Annotated in this window: 15 protein-coding genes and 2 tRNA genes; 6 read left to right on the top strand and 11 right to left on the bottom strand. The window is 56.3% G+C overall.

Annotation, left to right across the window (positions count from 1 at the left end; all coding sequences use genetic code 11):
* The first annotated feature begins 44 nt into the window (after nt 1-44).
* The 3 genes from OSH09_RS12580 to hisM are packed head-to-tail and all read left to right on the top strand — an operon-like array spanning nt 45 to nt 2,243.
* Complete coding sequence (locus OSH09_RS12580) at nt 45-836, top strand: ABC transporter substrate-binding protein (protein ID WP_207873656.1); 792 nt, start codon at nt 45-47, stop codon at nt 834-836.
* A gap of 16 nt (nt 837-852) precedes the next feature.
* Nucleotides 853-1,542 carry an ABC transporter permease gene (locus OSH09_RS12575; RefSeq protein ID WP_207873655.1) on the top strand — a complete coding sequence of 230 codons (690 nt, stop codon included), beginning with the start codon at nt 853-855 and terminating at the stop codon, nt 1,540-1,542.
* Nucleotides 1,542-2,243: a histidine ABC transporter permease HisM gene (hisM, locus tag OSH09_RS12570; protein ID WP_207873654.1), complete on the top strand. Its 702-nt coding sequence runs from the start codon at nt 1,542-1,544 to the stop codon at nt 2,241-2,243. Before OSH09_RS12575 ends, hisM begins: the two co-directional genes overlap by 1 nt.
* Before the next feature lie 74 nt (nt 2,244-2,317).
* Here the strand turns inward: hisM and OSH09_RS12565 are convergent, their stop codons facing one another.
* The 10 genes from OSH09_RS12565 to scpB form a co-directional block, all read right to left on the bottom strand.
* On the bottom strand, nt 2,318-2,776 hold the full coding sequence (locus OSH09_RS12565) for a DUF1641 domain-containing protein (RefSeq protein ID WP_207873653.1): 459 nt from the start codon (nt 2,774-2,776) through the stop codon (nt 2,318-2,320).
* Between the two features lie 14 nt (nt 2,777-2,790).
* Entirely contained in the window at nt 2,791-3,981 is a 1,191-nt protein-coding gene (locus OSH09_RS12560) for an NAD(P)/FAD-dependent oxidoreductase (RefSeq protein ID WP_207873652.1), read from the bottom strand.
* Nucleotides 3,982-4,343: 362 nt separating this feature from the next.
* Nucleotides 4,344-6,161 carry a translational GTPase TypA gene (gene typA, locus OSH09_RS12555; protein WP_207873651.1) on the bottom strand — a complete coding sequence of 606 codons (1,818 nt, stop codon included), beginning with the start codon at nt 6,159-6,161 and terminating at the stop codon, nt 4,344-4,346.
* Between the two features lie 3 nt (nt 6,162-6,164).
* Nucleotides 6,165-6,917: a tRNA pseudouridine(55) synthase TruB gene (gene truB, locus OSH09_RS12550; RefSeq protein ID WP_207873650.1), complete on the bottom strand. Its 753-nt coding sequence runs from the start codon at nt 6,915-6,917 to the stop codon at nt 6,165-6,167.
* A gap of 33 nt (nt 6,918-6,950) precedes the next feature.
* A complete protein-coding gene (gene rbfA / locus OSH09_RS12545; protein WP_207873649.1) occupies nt 6,951-7,364 on the bottom strand; it encodes a 30S ribosome-binding factor RbfA in 414 nt (137 codons plus the stop codon).
* Between the two features lie 3 nt (nt 7,365-7,367).
* Nucleotides 7,368-10,421 carry a translation initiation factor IF-2 gene (infB, locus tag OSH09_RS12540; protein WP_222667449.1) on the bottom strand — a complete coding sequence of 1,018 codons (3,054 nt, stop codon included), beginning with the start codon at nt 10,419-10,421 and terminating at the stop codon, nt 7,368-7,370.
* Between the two features lie 67 nt (nt 10,422-10,488).
* Entirely contained in the window at nt 10,489-11,973 is a 1,485-nt protein-coding gene (gene nusA, locus OSH09_RS12535; RefSeq protein WP_266121157.1) for a transcription termination factor NusA, read from the bottom strand.
* On the bottom strand, nt 11,970-12,461 hold the full coding sequence (rimP, locus tag OSH09_RS12530) for a ribosome maturation factor RimP (protein ID WP_207873646.1): 492 nt from the start codon (nt 12,459-12,461) through the stop codon (nt 11,970-11,972). The genes nusA and rimP overlap by 4 nt, the downstream gene beginning before the upstream one ends.
* Before the next feature lie 322 nt (nt 12,462-12,783).
* Nucleotides 12,784-14,616 carry a 23S rRNA pseudouridine(2605) synthase RluB gene (gene rluB / locus OSH09_RS12525; RefSeq protein WP_266121156.1) on the bottom strand — a complete coding sequence of 611 codons (1,833 nt, stop codon included), beginning with the start codon at nt 14,614-14,616 and terminating at the stop codon, nt 12,784-12,786.
* Between the two features lie 2 nt (nt 14,617-14,618).
* The gene (scpB, locus tag OSH09_RS12520) at nt 14,619-15,545 is read right to left on the bottom strand and encodes an SMC-Scp complex subunit ScpB (RefSeq protein ID WP_407653291.1); all 927 of its coding nucleotides are present in this window, start codon (nt 15,543-15,545) and stop codon (nt 14,619-14,621) included.
* Nucleotides 15,546-15,677: 132 nt separating this feature from the next.
* Here scpB and OSH09_RS12515 point away from each other — a divergent pair.
* Nucleotides 15,678-15,754 (top strand) — tRNA-Met (locus tag OSH09_RS12515).
* Nucleotides 15,755-16,488: 734 nt separating this feature from the next.
* A tRNA-Met gene (locus OSH09_RS12510) sits at nt 16,489-16,565 on the top strand.
* Nucleotides 16,566-16,780: 215 nt separating this feature from the next.
* On the opposite strand, the gene OSH09_RS12505 is transcribed toward OSH09_RS12510, so the two are convergent.
* Nucleotides 16,781-17,746: a hypothetical protein gene (locus OSH09_RS12505; protein ID WP_266121154.1), complete on the bottom strand. Its 966-nt coding sequence runs from the start codon at nt 17,744-17,746 to the stop codon at nt 16,781-16,783.
* A 140-nt stretch (nt 17,747-17,886) separates the two neighbouring features.
* Here OSH09_RS12505 and OSH09_RS12500 point away from each other — a divergent pair, with 140 nt between their 5' ends.
* The gene (locus OSH09_RS12500) at nt 17,887-19,029 is read left to right on the top strand and encodes a GNAT family N-acetyltransferase (protein WP_266121153.1); all 1,143 of its coding nucleotides are present in this window, start codon (nt 17,887-17,889) and stop codon (nt 19,027-19,029) included.

Raw genomic sequence — 19,029 nt, 5'->3', positions numbered from 1 at the left:
TGTATTGAATGCCACAAGCTAGTCGATATTTGCCGGAGTGACCCATGAACAAAATGCTTGCCCGCCTCCTGATGGTGGCTTTTTGTAGTGCCCTGGTGCCCGCTGCCCATGCAGCCGGGCCGTCCGAAATCCGTTTTGCCACTGAAGCGGGCTACCCCCCATTTGAGTACCTGGACCCTAGCGGCGAGCTACAAGGCTTTGACATCGACATCGGCAACGAGATCTGTAAACGCCTGGAAGCCAAGTGCGTATGGATCGACCAATCGTTTGACAGCTTGATCCCCGGCTTGCAAGCCCGCAAATTTGATCTGGCCAACTCCACCATGACCGCCACAGAGGCGCGCGCCAAGGTCATCGACTTTACCGAACCCCTGTACATCGTGCCGGTTCGTCTGGCCGCCCGCAAAGGCAGTGGCCTGGAACCCACCGTCGAGTCCCTGAAAGGCAAACGTGTGGGCGTGCAGCAAGGCACCACCATGGAAACCTATGCTCGCCAGAACTGGGCCAATAACGGCGTCACGATTGTGGCTTACCCCAGCTACACCGATGCCTTCAACGACCTGGCCGGTGGCCGTGTTGACGCGACCTTCCAGGAAGCCCAGAACGCCATCGAAGGCTTTCTGAGCAAACCTGCCGGTGCCGACTTTGAATTGACCGGCAGCACGGTAGACGACAGCCCCATCCTGAACGAGCCTATTGCCATGGGCCTGCGCAAGGGCAACAAAAAACTCAAGAAAACCGTTGATGAAGTTCTGCGTGAAATGAAAGCCGATGGCACCATGCAGACCTTTGCCGACAAGTACTTCCAAAAAGAAAACATTCGCATCGCGCCCTGACCTGGATATCTGAACCATGTTGCTTTACGGTTATGGGCCGCAGTTGCTGGCGGGCACCTGGGAAACCATCAAACTGGCGGTGCTTTCACTGCTGGTTTCCCTGGTGCTCGGTCTGGTCGCTGCCCTGATGAAACTGTCCCGCACCTCGCTGCTGCGTTGGGTGGGCGGTTTGTACACCACCTTGATCCGGGGCGTCCCGGATCTGGTCTTATTGATGTTGTTCTTTTTCAGCCTGCAAATCTGGCTGAACGAACTGACGGACTGGCTGGAATGGGACATGATCGAGATCGATCCCTTTGGTGCCGGTGTCGTCACCCTGGGCTTTATTTACGGAGCCTACTTTGCCGAGACCTTCCGCGGTGCCTTGATGGCCATCCCCAAAGGGCAGATGGAAGCAGGCAAAGCCTGTGGCTGGAGCGCCTGGCAAGTTCTGCACCGCATTCAGATTCCACAAATGATGCGCTACGCCCTGCCCGGTCTGGGCAATAACTGGCAGATTCTACTCAAATCCACCGCACTGGTATCCCTGATCGGTTTGAGCGATGTGGTCAAGATTGCGCAAAACGCCGGTAACGCGACCTTCAATTCCTTTTTGTTTGTCGGCATCACCGCCCTGATCTATCTGGGCCTGACTGCTGTCAGCAATATCGGGCTGAGCTATCTGGAGCGACGCTATAACATCGGCGTGAAAGGAGCGCAGTTCTAATGGATGTTCTGAACGAATTCTGGCGTGCCTATCTGTACCAAAGCAATGGTCAGCTCTCGGGCCTGGCCATGACGCTGTGGCTTCTGGTGATCTCGGTTGTGATCGGCTTTTTCCTGTCCATTTTCATGGCGATAGGCCGTGTTTCGGGCAAAGCCTGGCTGTCGCGCCCTATCGGTGCCTTTACCTACTTTTTCCGTGGTACGCCCTTGTATGTGCAGATCTTGCTGATCTATACCGCCATGTACAAGCTGGCCATCATCAAATCCGTGCCTGCACTGGAAGCCTTCTTCATGAGCGGCTTTAACTGCATGATTCTGGCACTGACCTTGAATACCGTGGGCTACACCACCGAGATTTTTGCCGGGGCCATCCGCTCCATGCCTCCCGGTGAAGTCGAGTCGGCCCGTGCCTATGGCATGTCCGGCTGGACCCTGTACCGTCGCGTGATTCTGCCGCAAGCCTTGCGTCGCGTGCTGCCTGCGTACAGCAATGAAGTGGTCCTGATGCTGCATGCCACCTCGCTGGCCTTTACCGCCACCGTTCCTGACCTGCTCAAGATCGCGCGTGATGCCAATGCGGCCACTTACCAGACCTTTACCTCCTACGGAATTGCTGCACTGATTTATCTGTGCGTATCTTTCATTCTGGTCGGTGCTTTCCGTATTGTGGAAAAGCGCCAGATGGCATTTTTGAATCACTGAACGCTGAAGTGCTGAACAAAAAATGGGCCGCTTGCAAAAGCGGCCCATTTTTCTTTAGCAATACAGCAACCCTATCAGTCCCCCGTGTGATCCAGGTTCTGATATCGCATCTGCCGACCCATCACACCGGCCATCATCAAGAAGAAGGTCAGGCCGCGACGCACCTCCGGCTCCTTGGCCAGCCGTATCAAACCCATCAGAGTCGGGGTAGTCTCCGTGGCCCGCACTTGATCCGAAGCCATGCGTGCCGCATTTCCAACCGACCAGGCGGCTCCTATGCCCTCCTCAAAGCCCTTCATGAGCTTTTCCAGCATGTAGTCGTCCGTCATGTCCACCAGATCGGCCAACAAAGACACCGCGTCCACCACCCGATTCAGGCGGCCACCGGCCAGCAAGGGCTCGATCTTGCCAATCAATTCGTCCAGGCCCTTGATGCCAGGGTCTTCTCCCAGCAAAGCCTCCAGAGCTGTTGGTTTTTTCTGAGCCGCACCCGCGTCTTCGGGGTTCAAGGATTTATCCGATACCGAATTCATCTGTCTCTCCTGACTTAGACCAAGCCACGGGCCACAGCCCAGTAAATACCCCGATTAAAGCCCTTGCGCAGCAAGCCACCCAGCTTGGTGGGCGGCGTGGGATGCACATCCTCCTTGTAGTCGTACCAGAGCGGCATACCGCCCTCCAGACCCATTTGGGCTACCGCTACCACACGGCCATCGTATTCGTCGCTGGTGCGCCCGAATCGCAGCTCTGAGGCCAGGTTATTGACCACCACGGGCGACTGGTTATGGCAAGAGCCACCCGCCTTGCTGATCGGCAGATCAACGGTGTCACCCAGCACATACACATTGTCCAGACCCAGCACTTTCAGGGTCTGGTGATCGGTAGGCACCCAGCCTTCGTTATCTGCCGCCTGCGAAATGCCGGAATCCCGGACTGCGGCCACAGCCGTAATCGGAGGCGTTGCCATCAGCAAGTCGTAGGGCTCCTCGGCCCCTTCGGCGGAATAGGCAATCTTGCGTTCGGGATCCACGCGGCTCAAGGTAAAACCACGTTGGTGTTTGATATCCCGGTCTTCAAAAATGGGAGGCAAGACCTGGCAAACCTCGTTCTGCATGAACAGGCAATTACGCAAAAGCTGGGAGGTGGTGGGATAGGTATAGGCAATCTCTACCTTGTCGCGCACCCCGCGACGACGCAGATACTCGTCCAGCATCAGGGTCGTTTCCACCGGAGCGATCCCGCACTGGTGCGGCACGTTATGGGTTTTAGGGAACGTCACCGTGACCAGCACACGACCTTTTTCCAGCTTGCTCAGGCGGTCAGCCAGTTGTCGGGCGGGGGCGTGCTGATAGAAATGGTCTCCCCCCTCTTTCAGGCCCTCGATTTTTTCCGGTGAAGGTACGCAGCCTGTGGACAGCACCAGGTAGTCATAATCAATCTTCTTTCCACTGGCGCAGTGCAGGCGGCTGGCCTTGAAGTCAAAACCGCTGACTTCCTCTAGCTGAAAATCGATTTCCGGGCGTAGCAGAGAAATTTGAGGCCGCCGCAATTCATCTCGAAAAAAAGCATCAAAGGCCACGTACATAAAAGCGGGCTTGTAATAATGCCAGGGGGAATTGGACAGCATGGTAATGCGGACTTTGCCAGAGCGAATCTCTGGATATAACTTGGTCACCAGATGATTGGCGGTCATCGTACCGCCAATCCCACCACCTACAATCACAATATGCTGCACCATCAGTATTCTCCTTGAAGGGAAAACTACGCATAGCAACTTGTATCAATAAAAATTTATAAAAAACAAGAAGATACGCAGATATAACTGAGACTTCGCAAAGCGAGCTTGGTAATGCGTCCAGCCAGTCTGGATCGAACAAGTATTAAGCAGAAATTAAAACAGTCGTTTATTTATTGATAAGCTGCTTAATCAATTTTATTTATCTCCCACCCGCTCATGATTTTAAAAATCAAGCTGGAGCGCTTATCAATGCGCCCCAGCTCTCTAATACCTTTTTCAAATCTGGCCTGACCCTGACAATATAGAATAAAAAAAACGCCTGCATCAAGCAGGCGTTTTCTCGTATCGCTAAACCCGAAGGATTAACCTTCGCGTTGGCTGCGACGACGCTCGTGTTCTTTCAGGTAACGCTTGCGCAGGCGAATGGACTTGGGAGTCACTTCAACCAGCTCGTCGTCATCCAGGAAGTCCACAGCGTATTCCAGGCTCATGCGGATAGGTGGAACCAGATCAATGTGCTCGTCCTTACCGGAAGCACGCACGTTGGTCAGTTTCTTTTCCTTGATGGGGTTAACCACCAGGTCGTTGTCACGGCTGTGAATACCGATGATCATGCCTTCGTACAGGGCATCACCGGGGGACACAAACATACGGCCACGATCTTGCAGTTTCCACAGCGCGTAGGCCACGGCATCACCGTCGTCCTGGCTGATCAGCACGCCGTTACGACGCTCGCCAACCGTGCCTTCACGCATGGGGCGGAACTCGTCAAAGGTGTGGCTCATCAGGCCGGTACCGCGTGTCAGGGTCATGAATTCGCCCTGGAAGCCGATCAGGCCACGAGCGGGAATACGGTACTCCAGACGTGTACGACCACGGCCATCAGCAACCATATCCTGCAAGTCACCACGACGGCGACCCAGCTCTTCCATCACGCCACCTTGGTGGCCGTCTTCGACGTCCACGGTCAGTTGCTCGTAGGGCTCCATCTTGACGCCGTTTTCCTCACGAATCAGCACGCGTGGACGCGATACGGCCATTTCGTAGCCTTCACGACGCATGTTTTCGATCAGAATGGTCAAGTGCAACTCACCACGACCGCACACTTCAAACACGGTGTCGTCGTCGGTTTCGTTAACGCGCAGCGCCACGTTGGATTTCAGTTCGCGGTCCAGGCGGTCACGCAACTGACGGCTGGTCACAAACTTGCCTTCACGACCGGCCAAAGGCGAGGTGTTCACCATGAAGTTCATGGTCAGTGTAGGTTCGTCAATGCGCAGCAAAGGCAGTGCTTCAGGCGTAGCAGGATCGGTCACGGTGCAACCAATGCCCAGCTCTTCAATACCGTTGATCAGCACGATGTCGCCGGCTTCGGCTTCATCAACCGACACACGCTCCAGACCCTTGAACTTCAGAACCTGGTTGATACGGCCTTTGATGACTTCGCCATCAGGACCGAATTTGACGATCACGTCCTGGGCAGCGCGCACGCGACCACGGTTCACACGACCTACACCGATCTTGCCCACGTAGGAGCTGTAGTCCAGGGAACAAATCTGCAACTGCAAAGGTGCGTTGACGTCATCTTCACGCTGAGGAACGTGCTGCAAAATAGCGTCAAACAAAGGACGCATATCGCCTTCACGCACGTCTTCGGTCAAACCGGCGTAGCCCGACAGGCCCGATGCGTAAATGATAGGGAAGTCCAACTGCTCATCAGTGGCGCCCAGCTTGTCGAACAAGTCGAACGTGGCGTTGATGGCGAAGTCAGGACGGGCACCAGGACGGTCAACCTTGTTGACCACCACAATCGGGCGCAGACCCAGTTCCAGGGCTTTACGAGTCACAAAACGGGTCTGGGGCATGGGGCCTTCAACCGCGTCCACCAGCAACAGCACGCCGTCAACCATGGACAGCACGCGCTCGACCTCGCCACCGAAGTCAGCGTGACCGGGGGTGTCGATAATGTTGATGTGGGTGCCTTCGTATTCGACGGCACAGTTCTTCGCCAGAATGGTAATACCGCGTTCTTTCTCGATATCGCCCGAGTCCATGACACGTTCGGAGATATGTTCGTTGTCACGGAACGTACCTGCCTGTCTCAACAATTGATCGACCAGGGTGGTCTTCCCGTGGTCAACGTGGGCAATAATGGCCACATTGCGCAATGCGCGTCTCATAACTCATCCTTCTGATTGAAGTTTTTTGGGCAAAATCTCGGTAGGCAAGCTCTCGATGGCCAGCAAGGCCGACATCGGGTCTTCCATCGCCTGCAACCCGTCCAGGGTGTAGGCGTCGTCGATATGAAAAGGTCCTAACTCTGTCCGGCGCAAGGCCGTCAGATGGGCAAAACACCCCAGAGCACGTCCAATGTCTTGCGCCAGGGTCCGGATATAGGTTCCCTTGCTGCAACGTACAAACAAACGCGCCGATTGCGGCGTAAAGTCTTGCACCTGCAAATCGTGAATCACGAGATGTCGTGCCTCACGTTCCAGCTCTATACCCTGACGGGCATATTCATACAGGGGCTTGCCATCGCGCTTGAGCGCGGAATACATGGGCGGCACCTGGGTAATGGGGCCTCGAAAGGCAGGTAATACGGCCTCCAGGGCCTCAAGGGTCACACCGGCAAACTCTGCCGGGGCCTGAGACACCACATTGCCAGTCAAGTCACCTGAATCGGTTTCCTGACCAAACAGCAAGGTAGCTTCGTAGGCTTTGTCCGCTTCCAGCATGGTGGCGGAAATCTTGGTAGCTCGACCAAAACAGCAAACCAGCAGACCCGTTGCAAACGGGTCCAGGGTTCCAGTATGGCCAGCTTTGCGGGCATCCAGAGTGCGGCGCGCACGCTGCAAAGCGTGGTTGCTGGACATTCCGTCGGACTTGTCCAGTAGCAGCACACCATCAATCAACTGCCCGCGTTTTCGCGTAGCCATTGTGTGTCAATCCGTGAAGAAACAACAGCCGCGTCAGGGCTGTTCGTCCGGCTCGTCCGATTTGGAGGCAGAGCCGTTCAATTCGCTATCGGCCTGGTTGGCGCTGTCGATGAGCTTGGAGAGCTCCATGCCGCGTTCCAACTGTCGGTCGTGATGAAAATGCAGAGTCGGAACGGTATGAATGTGCAGCAGCTTGAACAGCAGCGAGTGCAACCAACCGGCCTTCTCGGTCAAAGCCGCCTGGGCAGCTTCGGGTTCGGCGCCCAGCACCGAGTAATACACTTTGGCGTGAGCGTAGTCAGGAGACAGCTCCACACCGGTCAAGGTGATCAGACCAGCGCGGGTCATATCGATCTCGCGCTGGATCAGGACCGCCAGATCCTTCTGGATCTGGTCGGCCAGGCGCAGATTGCGCCCTGGGTTAGGTTTGGACTTGTGTCGTGCCATAAATTACAGTGTCCGGGCGATCTCTTTGATCTCGAAGATCTCAAGCTGGTCGCCCACTTGGATGTCGTTGTTGCCGCGCAGCGTGATACCGCAATCGAAGCCGGAACGCACTTCTTTGGCATCGTCCTTGAAGCGGCGCAGCGATTCCAGGTAGCCACTCCAATGCACGACGTTGTTGCGCAGCAAGCGAACTTGCGAGTCGCGGCGAACCACGCCCTCGGTAACCATACACCCGGCGATGTTACCAATACGTGACACGTTGTAGACTTCGCGAATTTCAACCATACCGATGACTTCTTCGCGTTGCTCTGGAGCCAACATGCCGGACAGAGCTGCTTTGACCTCGTCGACCGCATCGTAAATGATGTTGTAGTAACGCATGTCGATACCGTTGGCTTCGGCCAGTTTCTTGGCGCTTTGCTCGGCACGTACGTTAAAGCCAATAACAACGGCGTTGGAGGCGATAGCCAGGTTGACGTCGCTCTCGGAGATACCACCCACGGCGGCGTGTACAACCACCACGCGCACTTCGTCGGTAGAGAGCTTGACCAGCGACTGAACCAGCGCTTCTTGCGAACCCTGTACGTCGGTCTTGATGATCAGCGACAGAGTCTGTGTACCTTCGCCCAAGTTGTCGAACATGGATTCCAGCTTGGCGGCTTGTTGACGCGACAATTTCACATCGCGGAACTTGCCTTGGCGGAACAGGGCGATTTCACGGGCTTTACGCTCGTCAGCCATCACGACCAGTTCGTCACCGGCGGCAGGCACATCGGTCAGACCCTGGATTTCGACCGGAATCGATGGACCAGCGGAATTGAGCGACTTGCCCGTTTCATTCAACATGGCACGAACGCGACCGAAGGATGCGCCAACCAGCACGCTGTCGCCACGGTTCAGGGTACCGCTCTGAACCAGGATGGTCGCTACAGGACCACGGCCCTTGTCCAGACGGGCTTCAATGACGGTGCCCTTGGCAGGCGCGTCTACCGGGGCCTTCAGCTCCAGCATTTCGGCTTGCAGCAGCACGTTTTCCAGCAGTTCGTCGATGCCCTGGCCGGTTTTGGCCGACACAGGAATAAAGGGCACATCGCCACCGTATTCTTCAGGAACGACTTGCTCGGCAACCAGTTCCTGCTTGACGCGTTCCGGGTTGGCTTCGGGCTTGTCGATCTTGTTGATCGCCACTACCAGAGGCACACCAGCGGCGCGAGCGTGGTGAATAGCTTCACGGGTCTGAGGCATCACGCCGTCATCCGAGGCCACCACCAGAATCACGATGTCCGTTGCCTTGGTACCGCGAGCACGCATGGCCGTAAAGGCTTCGTGACCGGGGGTATCCAGGAAGGTAGCGGTGCCGCGATCTGTTTTTACGTTGTAAGCACCAATGTGCTGCGTAATACCACCGGCTTCGCCCGACGCGATCTTGGCGCGACGGATGTAGTCCAGCAGCGAGGTTTTACCGTGGTCAACGTGACCCATCACGGTTACCACTGGAGCGCGTGGCTTCAGTTCGGCATCGTTCTGAGCATCGGTATCAACCAGGAAGGCTTCCGGATCGTCCAGCTTGGCCGCAATCGCTTTGTGACCCAGCTCTTCGACCAGAATCATGGCCGTTTCCTGATCCAGCACCTGGTTGATGGTGACCATCTGGCCCAGTTTCATCAGGTGCTTGATCACCTCGGCAGCCTTGACGGCCATCCGGTGAGCCAGATCGCTGACCGAAATAGTTTCAGGCACGTGAACTTCACGGGCGATGAATTCTGCCACTTGCGGTTCGCGACGATCAGCCTGAGCGTTACGGCCACCACGGCCACCCTTGCCACGACCGGCCTTGGAATTGGATTTCCAGCCTTCACGACCACCACCGGCACCGGCGGAAGCCACATCAGCCTTGGAGGGCTGCTTCTTGCGGCTTGCATCGCTGGTCCAGCCTGGGGTGCTATCGGTCTTGACCGGTTTGCCTGGAACTTTATCGGTTTTGGAACCTTTGGCGTCTTTCTTCTGAGCGCCCTTGGCGCCTGCCTTGCTGTCAGCCTCGGGCTCGGGAGCACGCAAGACTTTACGAGGACGGTTCAACATATCGCGCAAGGCAGCGGCTTCAGCCTCGGCTGCTTTACGGGCGCGATCACGATCCTGGTCTTGCTCCACATCGGCGGCAACAGGCGGAATCACCGGGCCGCGCACGGCACGACGCTGGCTAGTAGCGGCCATATCCCGAGGTTTTCCAGTCGAGGTGGGCGTTTTAGTCCCTTGAGGGTGCTGATTTTTATTCACAGAGTTAGCTTGACGGGCGTCGTTTACAGATTTAGTAGGTTCCACCGGCTTTTCTTGGGCCGTAGGAGAGGGAGCCGAATCGGCCTTTTCCTGAACAGGCGCTGCAGCGTCGGACGGTGCCGATGCAGCAGGTGCTTGTTCCTGAGGCTGAGGCTCGGGTTTCTTTGTATCTTCCTGGGCAGCCACAACGGGCTCTGCAGGAGCAGCAGGTTCAGGCGCGGGCTCAGCAACAGGAGTCGGTTCTGGGGCGGCGACCACTTCGGGTTCAGGCTCTGGCGCAGGCGCAGGCTTGGACTCGACGGGGGTTTCCACCTTCACAGGAGCCTCAGGGGTCGCTGCAACAGGGGCCACCGGCTCGCTGACAGGCGCGGCAGGCGCCTGTTCAACAGCGGGGCTTTCCTGGCTGGCCGCTTGGGCCTGAGCAGCTTGCTCCTTGGCATTTTCCTGAGCCAATGCCGCATTGGCCTCTGCCACCAGCTCGGACGGATCACGCTTTACAAACACACGTTTTTTGCGTGTTTCCACCTGAATCGTGCGGGAGCGACCCGACCCGTCATCCTGACGAATCTCCGATGTTTGACGGCGAGTCAGGGTGATTTTATTACCCTCCTGACTGCCGTGCGAGCGGCGCAACGATTCAAGCAGCTTCGCCTTATCCGAATCAGTGATGGCGTCATCAACTGATTTGAGCTCAATACCTGCGCTACGCAACTGTTCCATCAGAACATTCGCAGGCATTTTCAGTTCTTGAGCGAACTGGGCGACAGTGTTACTCGACATTCGACTCTCTCTTGCTTTACTACAACTATTCTTAATGAATACAACGCGCGGGACCTAGCTAGACATATCAGGCCTCGTCGTCAAACCAGTGGGCACGGGCACGCATGATCAGTTCGCTGGCTTCTTCTTGTGCCAGGCCGCTCATTTCGGACAGTTCGTCCGTTGCCAGTTCCGCCAGTTCATCCAGCGTTGTAATCTCGTTTTCGGCCAACACGGCGATCAGCTCAGGCGTCATGCCTTCGATTCCAGCCAGTTCCTTGACCGCAGTCTGTACCAATTCTTCTTTGGCAATAGCCTCGCTCAGCAGTGCATTGCGGGCGCGGGCGCGCAGCTCGTTGACGGTTTCTTCGTCAAAGGCTTCGATATCCTGCAGTTCCTGCATAGGCACATAAGCGATTTCTTCCAGACCGGTAAACCCTTCGTCGATCAGAATATCGGCCACGGCTTCGTCCACATCCAGACGGGACATGAAGGTGGCGCGCAATTCTTCGCGCTCTTCGTCCTGACGGTTGCGGCTTTCTTCCGGTGTCATGATGTTGATCTGCCAGCCAGTCAACTCGGAGGCCAGACGCACGTTCTGACCACGCGAACCAATCGCCTTGGGCAGGTTTTCTTCGTCCACCACCACGTCCATGGCGTGCTTGTCTTCATCCACCAAAATGGATTCGACGTGTGCCGGAGCCAGAGCGCCGATCACAAATTCGGCCGGATCATCCGCCCACAACACGATATCGACCTGCTCGCCGCCCAGTTCGTTACGCACCGCAGTGACGCGCGAACCACGCATACCGACGCAAGTACCGATAGGATCGATACGCTTGTCGTAAGCAATAACGGCGATCTTGGCGCGCACACCCGCATCACGGGCGGCTGCCTTGATTTCCAGCAGACCCTGTTCGATTTCAGGTACTTCGTTCTCGAACAGTTCTTTAATAAAGTCAGGGGCCGTACGCGACAAGATGACCTGTTGGCCACGAGCCGCGTAATCCACCTTTTGTACCCAGGCACGCACGCGGTCACCCACGCGGATGTTTTCCTTGGGGATCATTTCCGAGCGTGGCAGACGCGCTTCGATCTTGCCCATTTCGATAATGGCATCGCCCTTATCCATGCGCTTGACCGTACCGGAAACGATGGTTTCACCACGTTCCAGGAAGTCGTTCAGAACCTGTTCGCGCTCGGCGTCACGGATTTTTTGCAGGATGGCCTGTTTGGCCGCCTGGGCACCGATACGACCGAACTCGATAGGCTCGAGCGGTTCTTCGATGTAATCGTCCACTTGCAGCTCGGGATCGATTTCCTGGGCGTCCGACAACATTTCCTGTTTATCGGGCTCTTGCAGGCCGGCCTCGTCGGGCACGACCAGCCAGCGCCGGAACCCTTCATGGGCACCAGTTTCCCGGTCGATTTCCACACGGATATCGACATCTTCCTTGAAGCGCTTTTTCATGGCCGAGGCCAAGGCGCTTTCGAGCGCGGTGAACACGACATCACGCGCTACGGATTTTTCACGCGCCAGCGCATCGACCAGCAATAGAATTTCGCGACTCATCGCTTCTTACCCTTGAAATCAAGAACGGGATCCAATTTGGCACGATCCACCTGGTCATAGGTGAATTCGACCTGCGTCAGCTTGCCCGATGCTTCGTCCAGTTCCAGCCTAAAAACGGTATCCAGCGGAACACTAGCCGGTAGCGCCCCCTCAGGAGCGTGGAGCGTACCCACAAACACTTTCCGATTGTCGACTGCCTCGTGCAGGCGCACTTGCACCCGACTGCCCGCGAAACGCACGTAATCGCCAACGCGCAACAAAGGGCGATCTATCCCCGGCGAGGCGACTTCCATGCGGTTGTATTCCACGTTTTCCACTTCGAAAACGCGCGATAATTGTTTAGACACCCATTCACAGTGTTCGATACGCACCCCTTCCGGGTGATCGATGACGATGCGTAACAAGCCTAGCGGCGCACGCTCCACGTCCACCAGTTCGTACTCGGTACCCGCCAGGGTCTCTTGTGCCAAAGCTAGAATGTCTGCCATAAAATCCAAAAAAAATGGGCTGTACGCCAGCCCATGGTCACCATGCACACTTGAGAGTCAAGCGGGCCCTGGTCTTGCGCATTGCCAACGTCAAATCGGGTAGTTGCAGGCGCAACCGAACCGGATGATCCACGCGGTCTTTGCCTTGAAAGACCGCCCTATTCGCTGGCGCGCAGCATCAAAAAAGACCCAGCCGACACTATCGTCTCTGAGCCAAGTTCTATATTCTACCAGAAAACCGGAAAATACGTGCATTCACACGGCCTTACAGGCCCAAACCGCAGGGTTCGGGCCACAAACTCAAAGTCCGTGCGACTTGGCTTTATCGACGCCCACGCCCCAGATGGGACTCATGAGCGGCCGAGCTGGCTGGCTGCCAGTCATCATCACGTCGATTAACACGACGCACTACTGTTGTTTTCTTCACGTGAGCCTTAGGCCCCTGCCCTGCACCCGCACGGTCTGTTGCACCGCGACGAACCGATGGAGCACGCCCTTCCTGAGCACCACGTGCGTGACCGCCACGAGCCTGATCACCACGACCCTGCTCGCTGCGACCGCCCTGTTCACCACGCGCCGGACGACGGCCATTGTGAACACGCGCACCTTCTTGCGAGCGACCCTCGTGACCACGGCCTTCGTGGCTACGGCCCTCCGAAGAACGTCCCTCTGCCGAGCGACCGCGCTGCTGACCACGAGCACCTTGACCGGCACGTGGCGCACCACGTCCATGACCGCCGTGTTCGCGACGACCACCATCAGGATGGCCATTTGCCAGACCGCCACTGATAAACAGAGCACCGCTGACTGACTCATTCACCCGCACATTATTGGACGAACGACCACGGCCACTGGCGACTCGGCCACCGCGTCCCATACGGGCACCGCTCAGACCATTGTGCTCCAAAGTACCGAAACCGGGAGGCAAGGCGCTGTCATGCGACAAGGGCTGGCGCTCACGGCGCTGATACGAGCCCTCATCGTCCGATTCTTTAACCAGACCCAAACGCAGCATGAAGGCCATTACCAGGTCGGCATCCAGCTCTTCCCAACGACCACGGCGCAGGCTCTTGGGCAGACCCACATCGCCAAAACGTGTACGAATCAAACGGCTAACCGTGACACCCATGGCTTCAAACATACGACGCACTTCACGGTTACGACCTTCGTGAATGGTGACGCGATACCAGCGATTACTGCCTTCACCGCCCAGGAACTCGATCGCACCAAACTTGGCCACACCGTCTTCCAACTGCACGCCATCGCGCAAAGACTGCATTTGCTCTTCGCTCAACTCGCCCAGCACGCGCACGGCGTATTCACGCTCGGCACCGTAGCGAGGATGCATCATGCGATTTGCAATATCGCCGGAGGTTGTGAAAATCAACAGACCTTCGGTATTCAAATCCAGACGACCCACGGAAAGCCACTTGCCTACTTTCAGGGAAGGCAGACGACCAAACACGGTGGCGCGACCTTCAGGGTCATCGTGCGTCACGATCTCGCCAGCCGGTTTGTGATACAGGATCACACGGGGAGGACGCTTGGCATTGGCACGATTGACCAACTGACCATTGATACGCACCTTGTCTTCGGCGCTAACGCGTTGACCGATATGAGCAGGCTCGCCATTCACCGATACGCGACCGGCGACGATCAACTCTTCCATATCGCGGCGCGAACCGATACCCGCCTCAGCCAGCACTTTGTGCAACTTGGGCTGCACCAGCTCGCTGCCCATGTATTTACCCAAACGCTGCGACAGGCGACCTTGCTTGTCCAAGTGGCTAAAGGCGATGTCATCATCACCATCCAGCACCACAACGGGAGCATCATCTGCCGGATTCGTGTAACGAGCCTGCTGCGTCGCTGGGCGCTTGTGGGCACCACCGCGCGTATCCTGGCGACGACCGGCAGGAGCAGGCTTGCGGCGATTTTGTGTTGGACGAGCAGGACGTGCCTTGGCTTCGCTAGGAGCGGCAGCCTGGGCTTCTTCATTCTGGCGGGGTGCAGACTCTTGGGTCGCATCACCACGACGGCGGCGAAACGGGGTACGTAATTTACGTCCCTGGCCTTTTGCGCGTGGATTTTTAGGATCGGCCGCGCCAGAGGCGTCCGACATAGAGGCTGTGTTCGTCTCGTGCGAATCAGTCATTTTTAATCATTTACTCCAGAGTTTTTTATTTCGTCCGGTACCTGTGCTTCTGATAGGCCAGCCGCAGCCTGGGCCTCATCCAATGGGTCCGGTGTCGTATTCACTTCAGCTTGTGGCGGCTCCCCACTAGGAGCCCCCTCGCGAAAACCTTCCTGACTGCCTGGCTCGGAATCCGGTTCAGACTCCAGCTCAAGCTGAGCAACAGAAGCCAGAACCGGCTCCATGCTCACTTCCAAAGCAGCGTCTTGCTCTGCTTCTTGTTCTATTTCTTGCCCTGCTTCGGAACCCGTCTGCGGCATGGCCGCAGAGGCAGACTCTTGCTCTACGCCCTGCTCTGCCGCCAGCTCCTGGCTCTGATCCTGATGATCCAGACCCTGCCCTTGATCCTGCTGTTGATCCTGTTGCTGGTCCGGCCCCTGATCAGGCGATGCAGCCGCTTGCCCGTTTGGCAAGGATGCCAGCACATCCAGCGAGTCCAGAGTTTCAACGGAGGGCAACTCATCCAAAGAACGCAGACCCAGATCATTCAGAAACTGACGGGTCGTTCCCAGCAATGCCGGGCGTCCGGGCGCATCACGATAACCCAGCACTTCAATCCAGCCCCGATCCTCCAGGGTACGCACAATCTGGGTCGATACGCTGACCCCACGTATGTCCTCAATATCGCCACGGGTAACGGGTTGCCGCCAGGCAATAATCGCCAAGGTTTCCAGCACGGCCCGCGAGTACTTGGGCGCACGCTCCAGACTGAGGCGAGACAAAAATACCTGCATGGCCGGGCGACTTTGAAAACGCCAACCCGAAGCGACCTGGACTAATTCCAAGCCACGTTCTTTCCAATCCAATTGCAAGATAGCCAGATAACGGCGCAGATCATCCGCACTCAGCGGCGGGGAGACAAACATTTTGCGCAACTCGGCGCTGTTCATGGGCTGCTGCGCACACAGCAAAGCCGTCTCCAGGACTCGGATTATTTCACTTTCAGTCACTGCTGGGAAGCCTCACTGTGTAGCGATACTTGCATAAAGCAAAAATTCCATGTTAATATTTAATTCTTCCGGCGCGGGGTGGAGCAGCATGGTAGCTCGTCGGGCTCATAACCCGAAGGTCGTAGGTTCAAATCCTGCCCCCGCAACCATCACCCGGAACTGCTTAGCAGAATCAAACAAGCCAGCCAATGCGTGCTGGCTTTTTTGTTGCCCGCTGTTTTGATCTTCAATCTTGCGCGCAGCGCAGCCCACAACCAGAGCACGCAGGCTGTCAGCACGACTGAGCGCGCGCGCAGCCCCATCGCCCTGGCTCAAACCAGAAACGGCAGCTTTAAAAACAATTAAAAATGTTGTGTAAGCACACATGCTGATGATGAGTATGTCCGCAAGCCCTATCGGGCCGGATTGGAATTGGCGTTTCAGATTCAAGAACGCGAAAACAGCACAACAACTTTTGGGGCAATAACTGATCGGGGCAATACAGGTCCGGACGGTGACACACCATCATCAAGGCAAACAAAGACCACAGCATGGGCCATCGATTGCCTAAACCTGAAGCAAAGCCAGAAACAGAGAAATTCGTTTTGCCGGGACATCCCGCCTAGTAGGGGAGCCGACTGCTATCAAAGCCAGATACCAGCCAATAAGAACTGGTCGCTATACAGGGAGCCGCTTGCGCGTTTGAGCTTTTAGAAATGCCAGTCTGGCTGAACCTGTAAGCACAGTCCCTATTACACCATTGCGACCAACAAGACGCAAGAAAATTGAAGGGCCGATTTATCCTGCCACCGAGCCCTTCCAAGAGCTGATCGGCAAATATTAATGAAATAAACTCGCCACACTATGTACATAATCAAAAACTATGTTATAGTTACTTTTCTGACGCGGGGTGGAGCAGCATGGTAGCTCGTCGGGCTCATAACCCGAAGGTCGTAGGTTCAAATCCTGCCCCCGCAACCAAATTTAAAAAACCGTCGCTTATGCGGCGGTTTTTTTCGTCCTGCTTCAGGCACCGCTTTATAGACAGCTACTAGCGATGGTCTGAACACCTAACATGGCTCGGATACTCTACGTACCCCGAGCCATACCTGTGAGCCTTGAGTGCCCCGCCTTGCTCATGGCGAAAGCCAGACAAACACCCTACGGCTATAAAAACCTGCAGCGACTGACGCCCATTAATTCGATGCGTCGGCCTTGCCAAGGTCAAACAACTTCAAACCATAACGCAAGCGATCACGCAGCCAGACATAGGCTGAAGGGACTTCTTGCCCTGTATCGAACCTGGCTTTCACTTTCAGGCCGGACATCAATTTACGCATTTGATCTACAGACAGCCCGGACTCCAGGCGAGTCGCAGGCCAAGGCGGGTCCATATTCATCTCCAGCGATAAACGCCCCTCGGGTGCGGGAAGTTGAGCGATGAATGCCAGCAAGGCATTGCGACTGTCCCGATCCGCCACCGAGTCAGGCATCAACTGCACAGACGTGCGGGCTGCCAACAAGGCCTTCTCGACAGCGGGGCGCGGGTCCTCGTACATACTCATGTTCAACACCAATGCAGGCATGATCATGGTCTGGATCAGATTCTGATTATCCAGGTACAGATTCAGACTTTTAAGTTCTGCCTGCTCCAGCTCGTCCGGGCCCAAGGCACGCCCTGCTGCTGATTTGATTCCGAATTGAGCCTGAACACGAACCTCACGCAGGTACTTGCTGCGCAGCCGGAGCTGCTCCAGATCCAATTGCGCCGAGGCCGAGTCCCACTTGTATTTCAGGGAGAAATCCATAGGCTTGGCCTGCAGGCGCATCACATAGTCCTGCCCTGGCAAACGTCCCGTCAGAACATAGATTCCGCCGACTCGTAGATCCATGGCGTCAGGAATGGCTTGCCGCTCGGACAGTTTTTCCAAGCCCTCATCACGCAAGACCAGCTCATCAAAGGCCAGCAACATCGACGAAAAACCGGCCGACCATTGTCCGTTCTGAACCAGACAAGCTCCATCCTGATCCTGCATCTGCAGCTCGTCGCCGGATTGCGACTGCAAAGCGACATGATTACGCAAATACTCACAAGCAGGTCCTGCTTGAGCCGAACTCGCCAGCACCATCGCGGCACCCAGCGTCAAAGCAATTTTCTTCATGGATTCCTCGTATTGAGCCAGCACAGGCAACAATGCCAGGCAGGCCTTCCCTTTGCATGAAACGCTGGCTAGTATACAAAGCCGTCAGGGGCTCTGCCCTACCCCTGTTTCAAAATAGACTTACCGACGCCCCCCTTGCCATGGCCAGCACTGAACCCATCCAGTTTTCACTTTGCACACAACTGAATCAGCTCGATGCGGCAGGCTGGGACGCGCTCTCTGGCGATCGCCTGCTGCTCAGCCATGCTTTTTTGACAGCGCTGGACGCCGTTGGCTGCGCCACTCCACAGACAGGCTGGTCACCCCATTACCTGTTAATGCATCGTGGACAGACGCTGTGTGGTGCCGTACCCCTGTACCTGAAGCATCACTCCCGGGGGGAGTATGTGTTTGACCAAGGCTGGGCCCAGGCCTATCAACGTCACGGTCTGGACTATTACCCCAAGCTCTTGTCTGCCATACCTTTTACGCCTGTCAGTGGCCCCCGCCTGCTGGCCCGCACGCAGGAAGATCGCGTCCTGCTGGCTCAGCAACTGATTGAGCTGGCGCGGAACAATCAACTGTCCTCGGTACATGTCCTGTTCCCGAACGCAGACGACAGGCAGGCCCTGGAGCAAGCAGGCTTCATGATTCGCCATGATGTGCAGTTTCACTGGCAAAACCAGGACTACGCCAGCTACGAGGACTTTCTGGCATCACTGACCCAGCAAAAACGCAAAAAGATGCGACAGGATAGCCGTAAGGTCTACGAGCAGGGCCTGTCCTTTGAGCACAAGCAGGGCCAGGACATTAGCGAGCAGAACCTGGACTATTTTTACCAGTGTTACGCCAACACCTATCAAGAGCGCGGGCAACGCCCTTATCTGAATCGGGATTTCTTTGCGCGCCTGCACGATCAACTACCCGACTCTCTGGTGCTGATTCTGGCCCAGCAAGATGGACAAGACGTGGCCTGCGCCCTGTCACTACGGGACGGGCACACGCTTTATGGACGTTACTGGGGCTGTACTCGTTACGTACCTGGCCTGCATTTCGAGACCTGCTACAACCAGGCGATTCAGTTCTGCATTGCGCAGCAACTGCGTTTTTTTGAAGGCGGCGCTCAAGGGGAACACAAGCTATCACGTGGCTTGCTCCCGACTCCCACCTGCTCGGCGCACTGGATTGCAGACCCTCGCTTTGCCCACGCCATTGAAGAGTTCCTGCATGAAGAAGCGGGCCATGTGGCCCGCTATCAGGACAATTTAAGCAGCCATACCCCGTTTAAAACGCTGGCAGACTAA

Source organism: Alcaligenes parafaecalis (assembly GCF_026344135.1).
In the GTDB taxonomy this organism is placed as follows: domain Bacteria; phylum Pseudomonadota; class Gammaproteobacteria; order Burkholderiales; family Burkholderiaceae_B; genus Alcaligenes; species Alcaligenes parafaecalis.
This window is presented reverse-complemented; position numbering and strand designations above follow the sequence as displayed.

What these genes read in the sequence shown, in the direction of transcription:
- typA (WP_207873651.1), bottom strand. Translation starts at nt 6,161, where the DNA reads ATGAGACGCGCATTGCGCAATGTGGCCATTATTGCCCACGTTGACCAC.
- OSH09_RS12575 (WP_207873655.1), top strand. Translation starts at nt 853, where the DNA reads ATGTTGCTTTACGGTTATGGGCCGCAGTTGCTGGCGGGCACCTGGGAA.
- rimP (WP_207873646.1), bottom strand. Translation starts at nt 12,461, where the DNA reads ATGGCAGACATTCTAGCTTTGGCACAAGAGACCCTGGCGGGTACCGAG.
- OSH09_RS12565 (WP_207873653.1), bottom strand. Translation starts at nt 2,776, where the DNA reads ATGAATTCGGTATCGGATAAATCCTTGAACCCCGAAGACGCGGGTGCG.
- OSH09_RS12500 (WP_266121153.1), top strand. Translation starts at nt 17,887, where the DNA reads ATGGCCAGCACTGAACCCATCCAGTTTTCACTTTGCACACAACTGAAT.
- nusA (WP_266121157.1), bottom strand. Translation starts at nt 11,973, where the DNA reads ATGAGTCGCGAAATTCTATTGCTGGTCGATGCGCTGGCGCGTGAAAAA.
- rbfA (WP_207873649.1), bottom strand. Translation starts at nt 7,364, where the DNA reads ATGGCACGACACAAGTCCAAACCTAACCCAGGGCGCAATCTGCGCCTG.
- scpB (WP_407653291.1), bottom strand. Translation starts at nt 15,545, where the DNA reads ATGAACAGCGCCGAGTTGCGCAAAATGTTTGTCTCCCCGCCGCTGAGT.
- infB (WP_222667449.1), bottom strand. Translation starts at nt 10,421, where the DNA reads ATGTCGAGTAACACTGTCGCCCAGTTCGCTCAAGAACTGAAAATGCCT.
- rluB (WP_266121156.1), bottom strand. Translation starts at nt 14,616, where the DNA reads ATGACTGATTCGCACGAGACGAACACAGCCTCTATGTCGGACGCCTCT.
- OSH09_RS12560 (WP_207873652.1), bottom strand. Translation starts at nt 3,981, where the DNA reads ATGGTGCAGCATATTGTGATTGTAGGTGGTGGGATTGGCGGTACGATG.
- OSH09_RS12505 (WP_266121154.1), bottom strand. Translation starts at nt 17,746, where the DNA reads ATGAAGAAAATTGCTTTGACGCTGGGTGCCGCGATGGTGCTGGCGAGT.
- hisM (WP_207873654.1), top strand. Translation starts at nt 1,542, where the DNA reads ATGGATGTTCTGAACGAATTCTGGCGTGCCTATCTGTACCAAAGCAAT.
- OSH09_RS12580 (WP_207873656.1), top strand. Translation starts at nt 45, where the DNA reads ATGAACAAAATGCTTGCCCGCCTCCTGATGGTGGCTTTTTGTAGTGCC.
- truB (WP_207873650.1), bottom strand. Translation starts at nt 6,917, where the DNA reads ATGGCTACGCGAAAACGCGGGCAGTTGATTGATGGTGTGCTGCTACTG.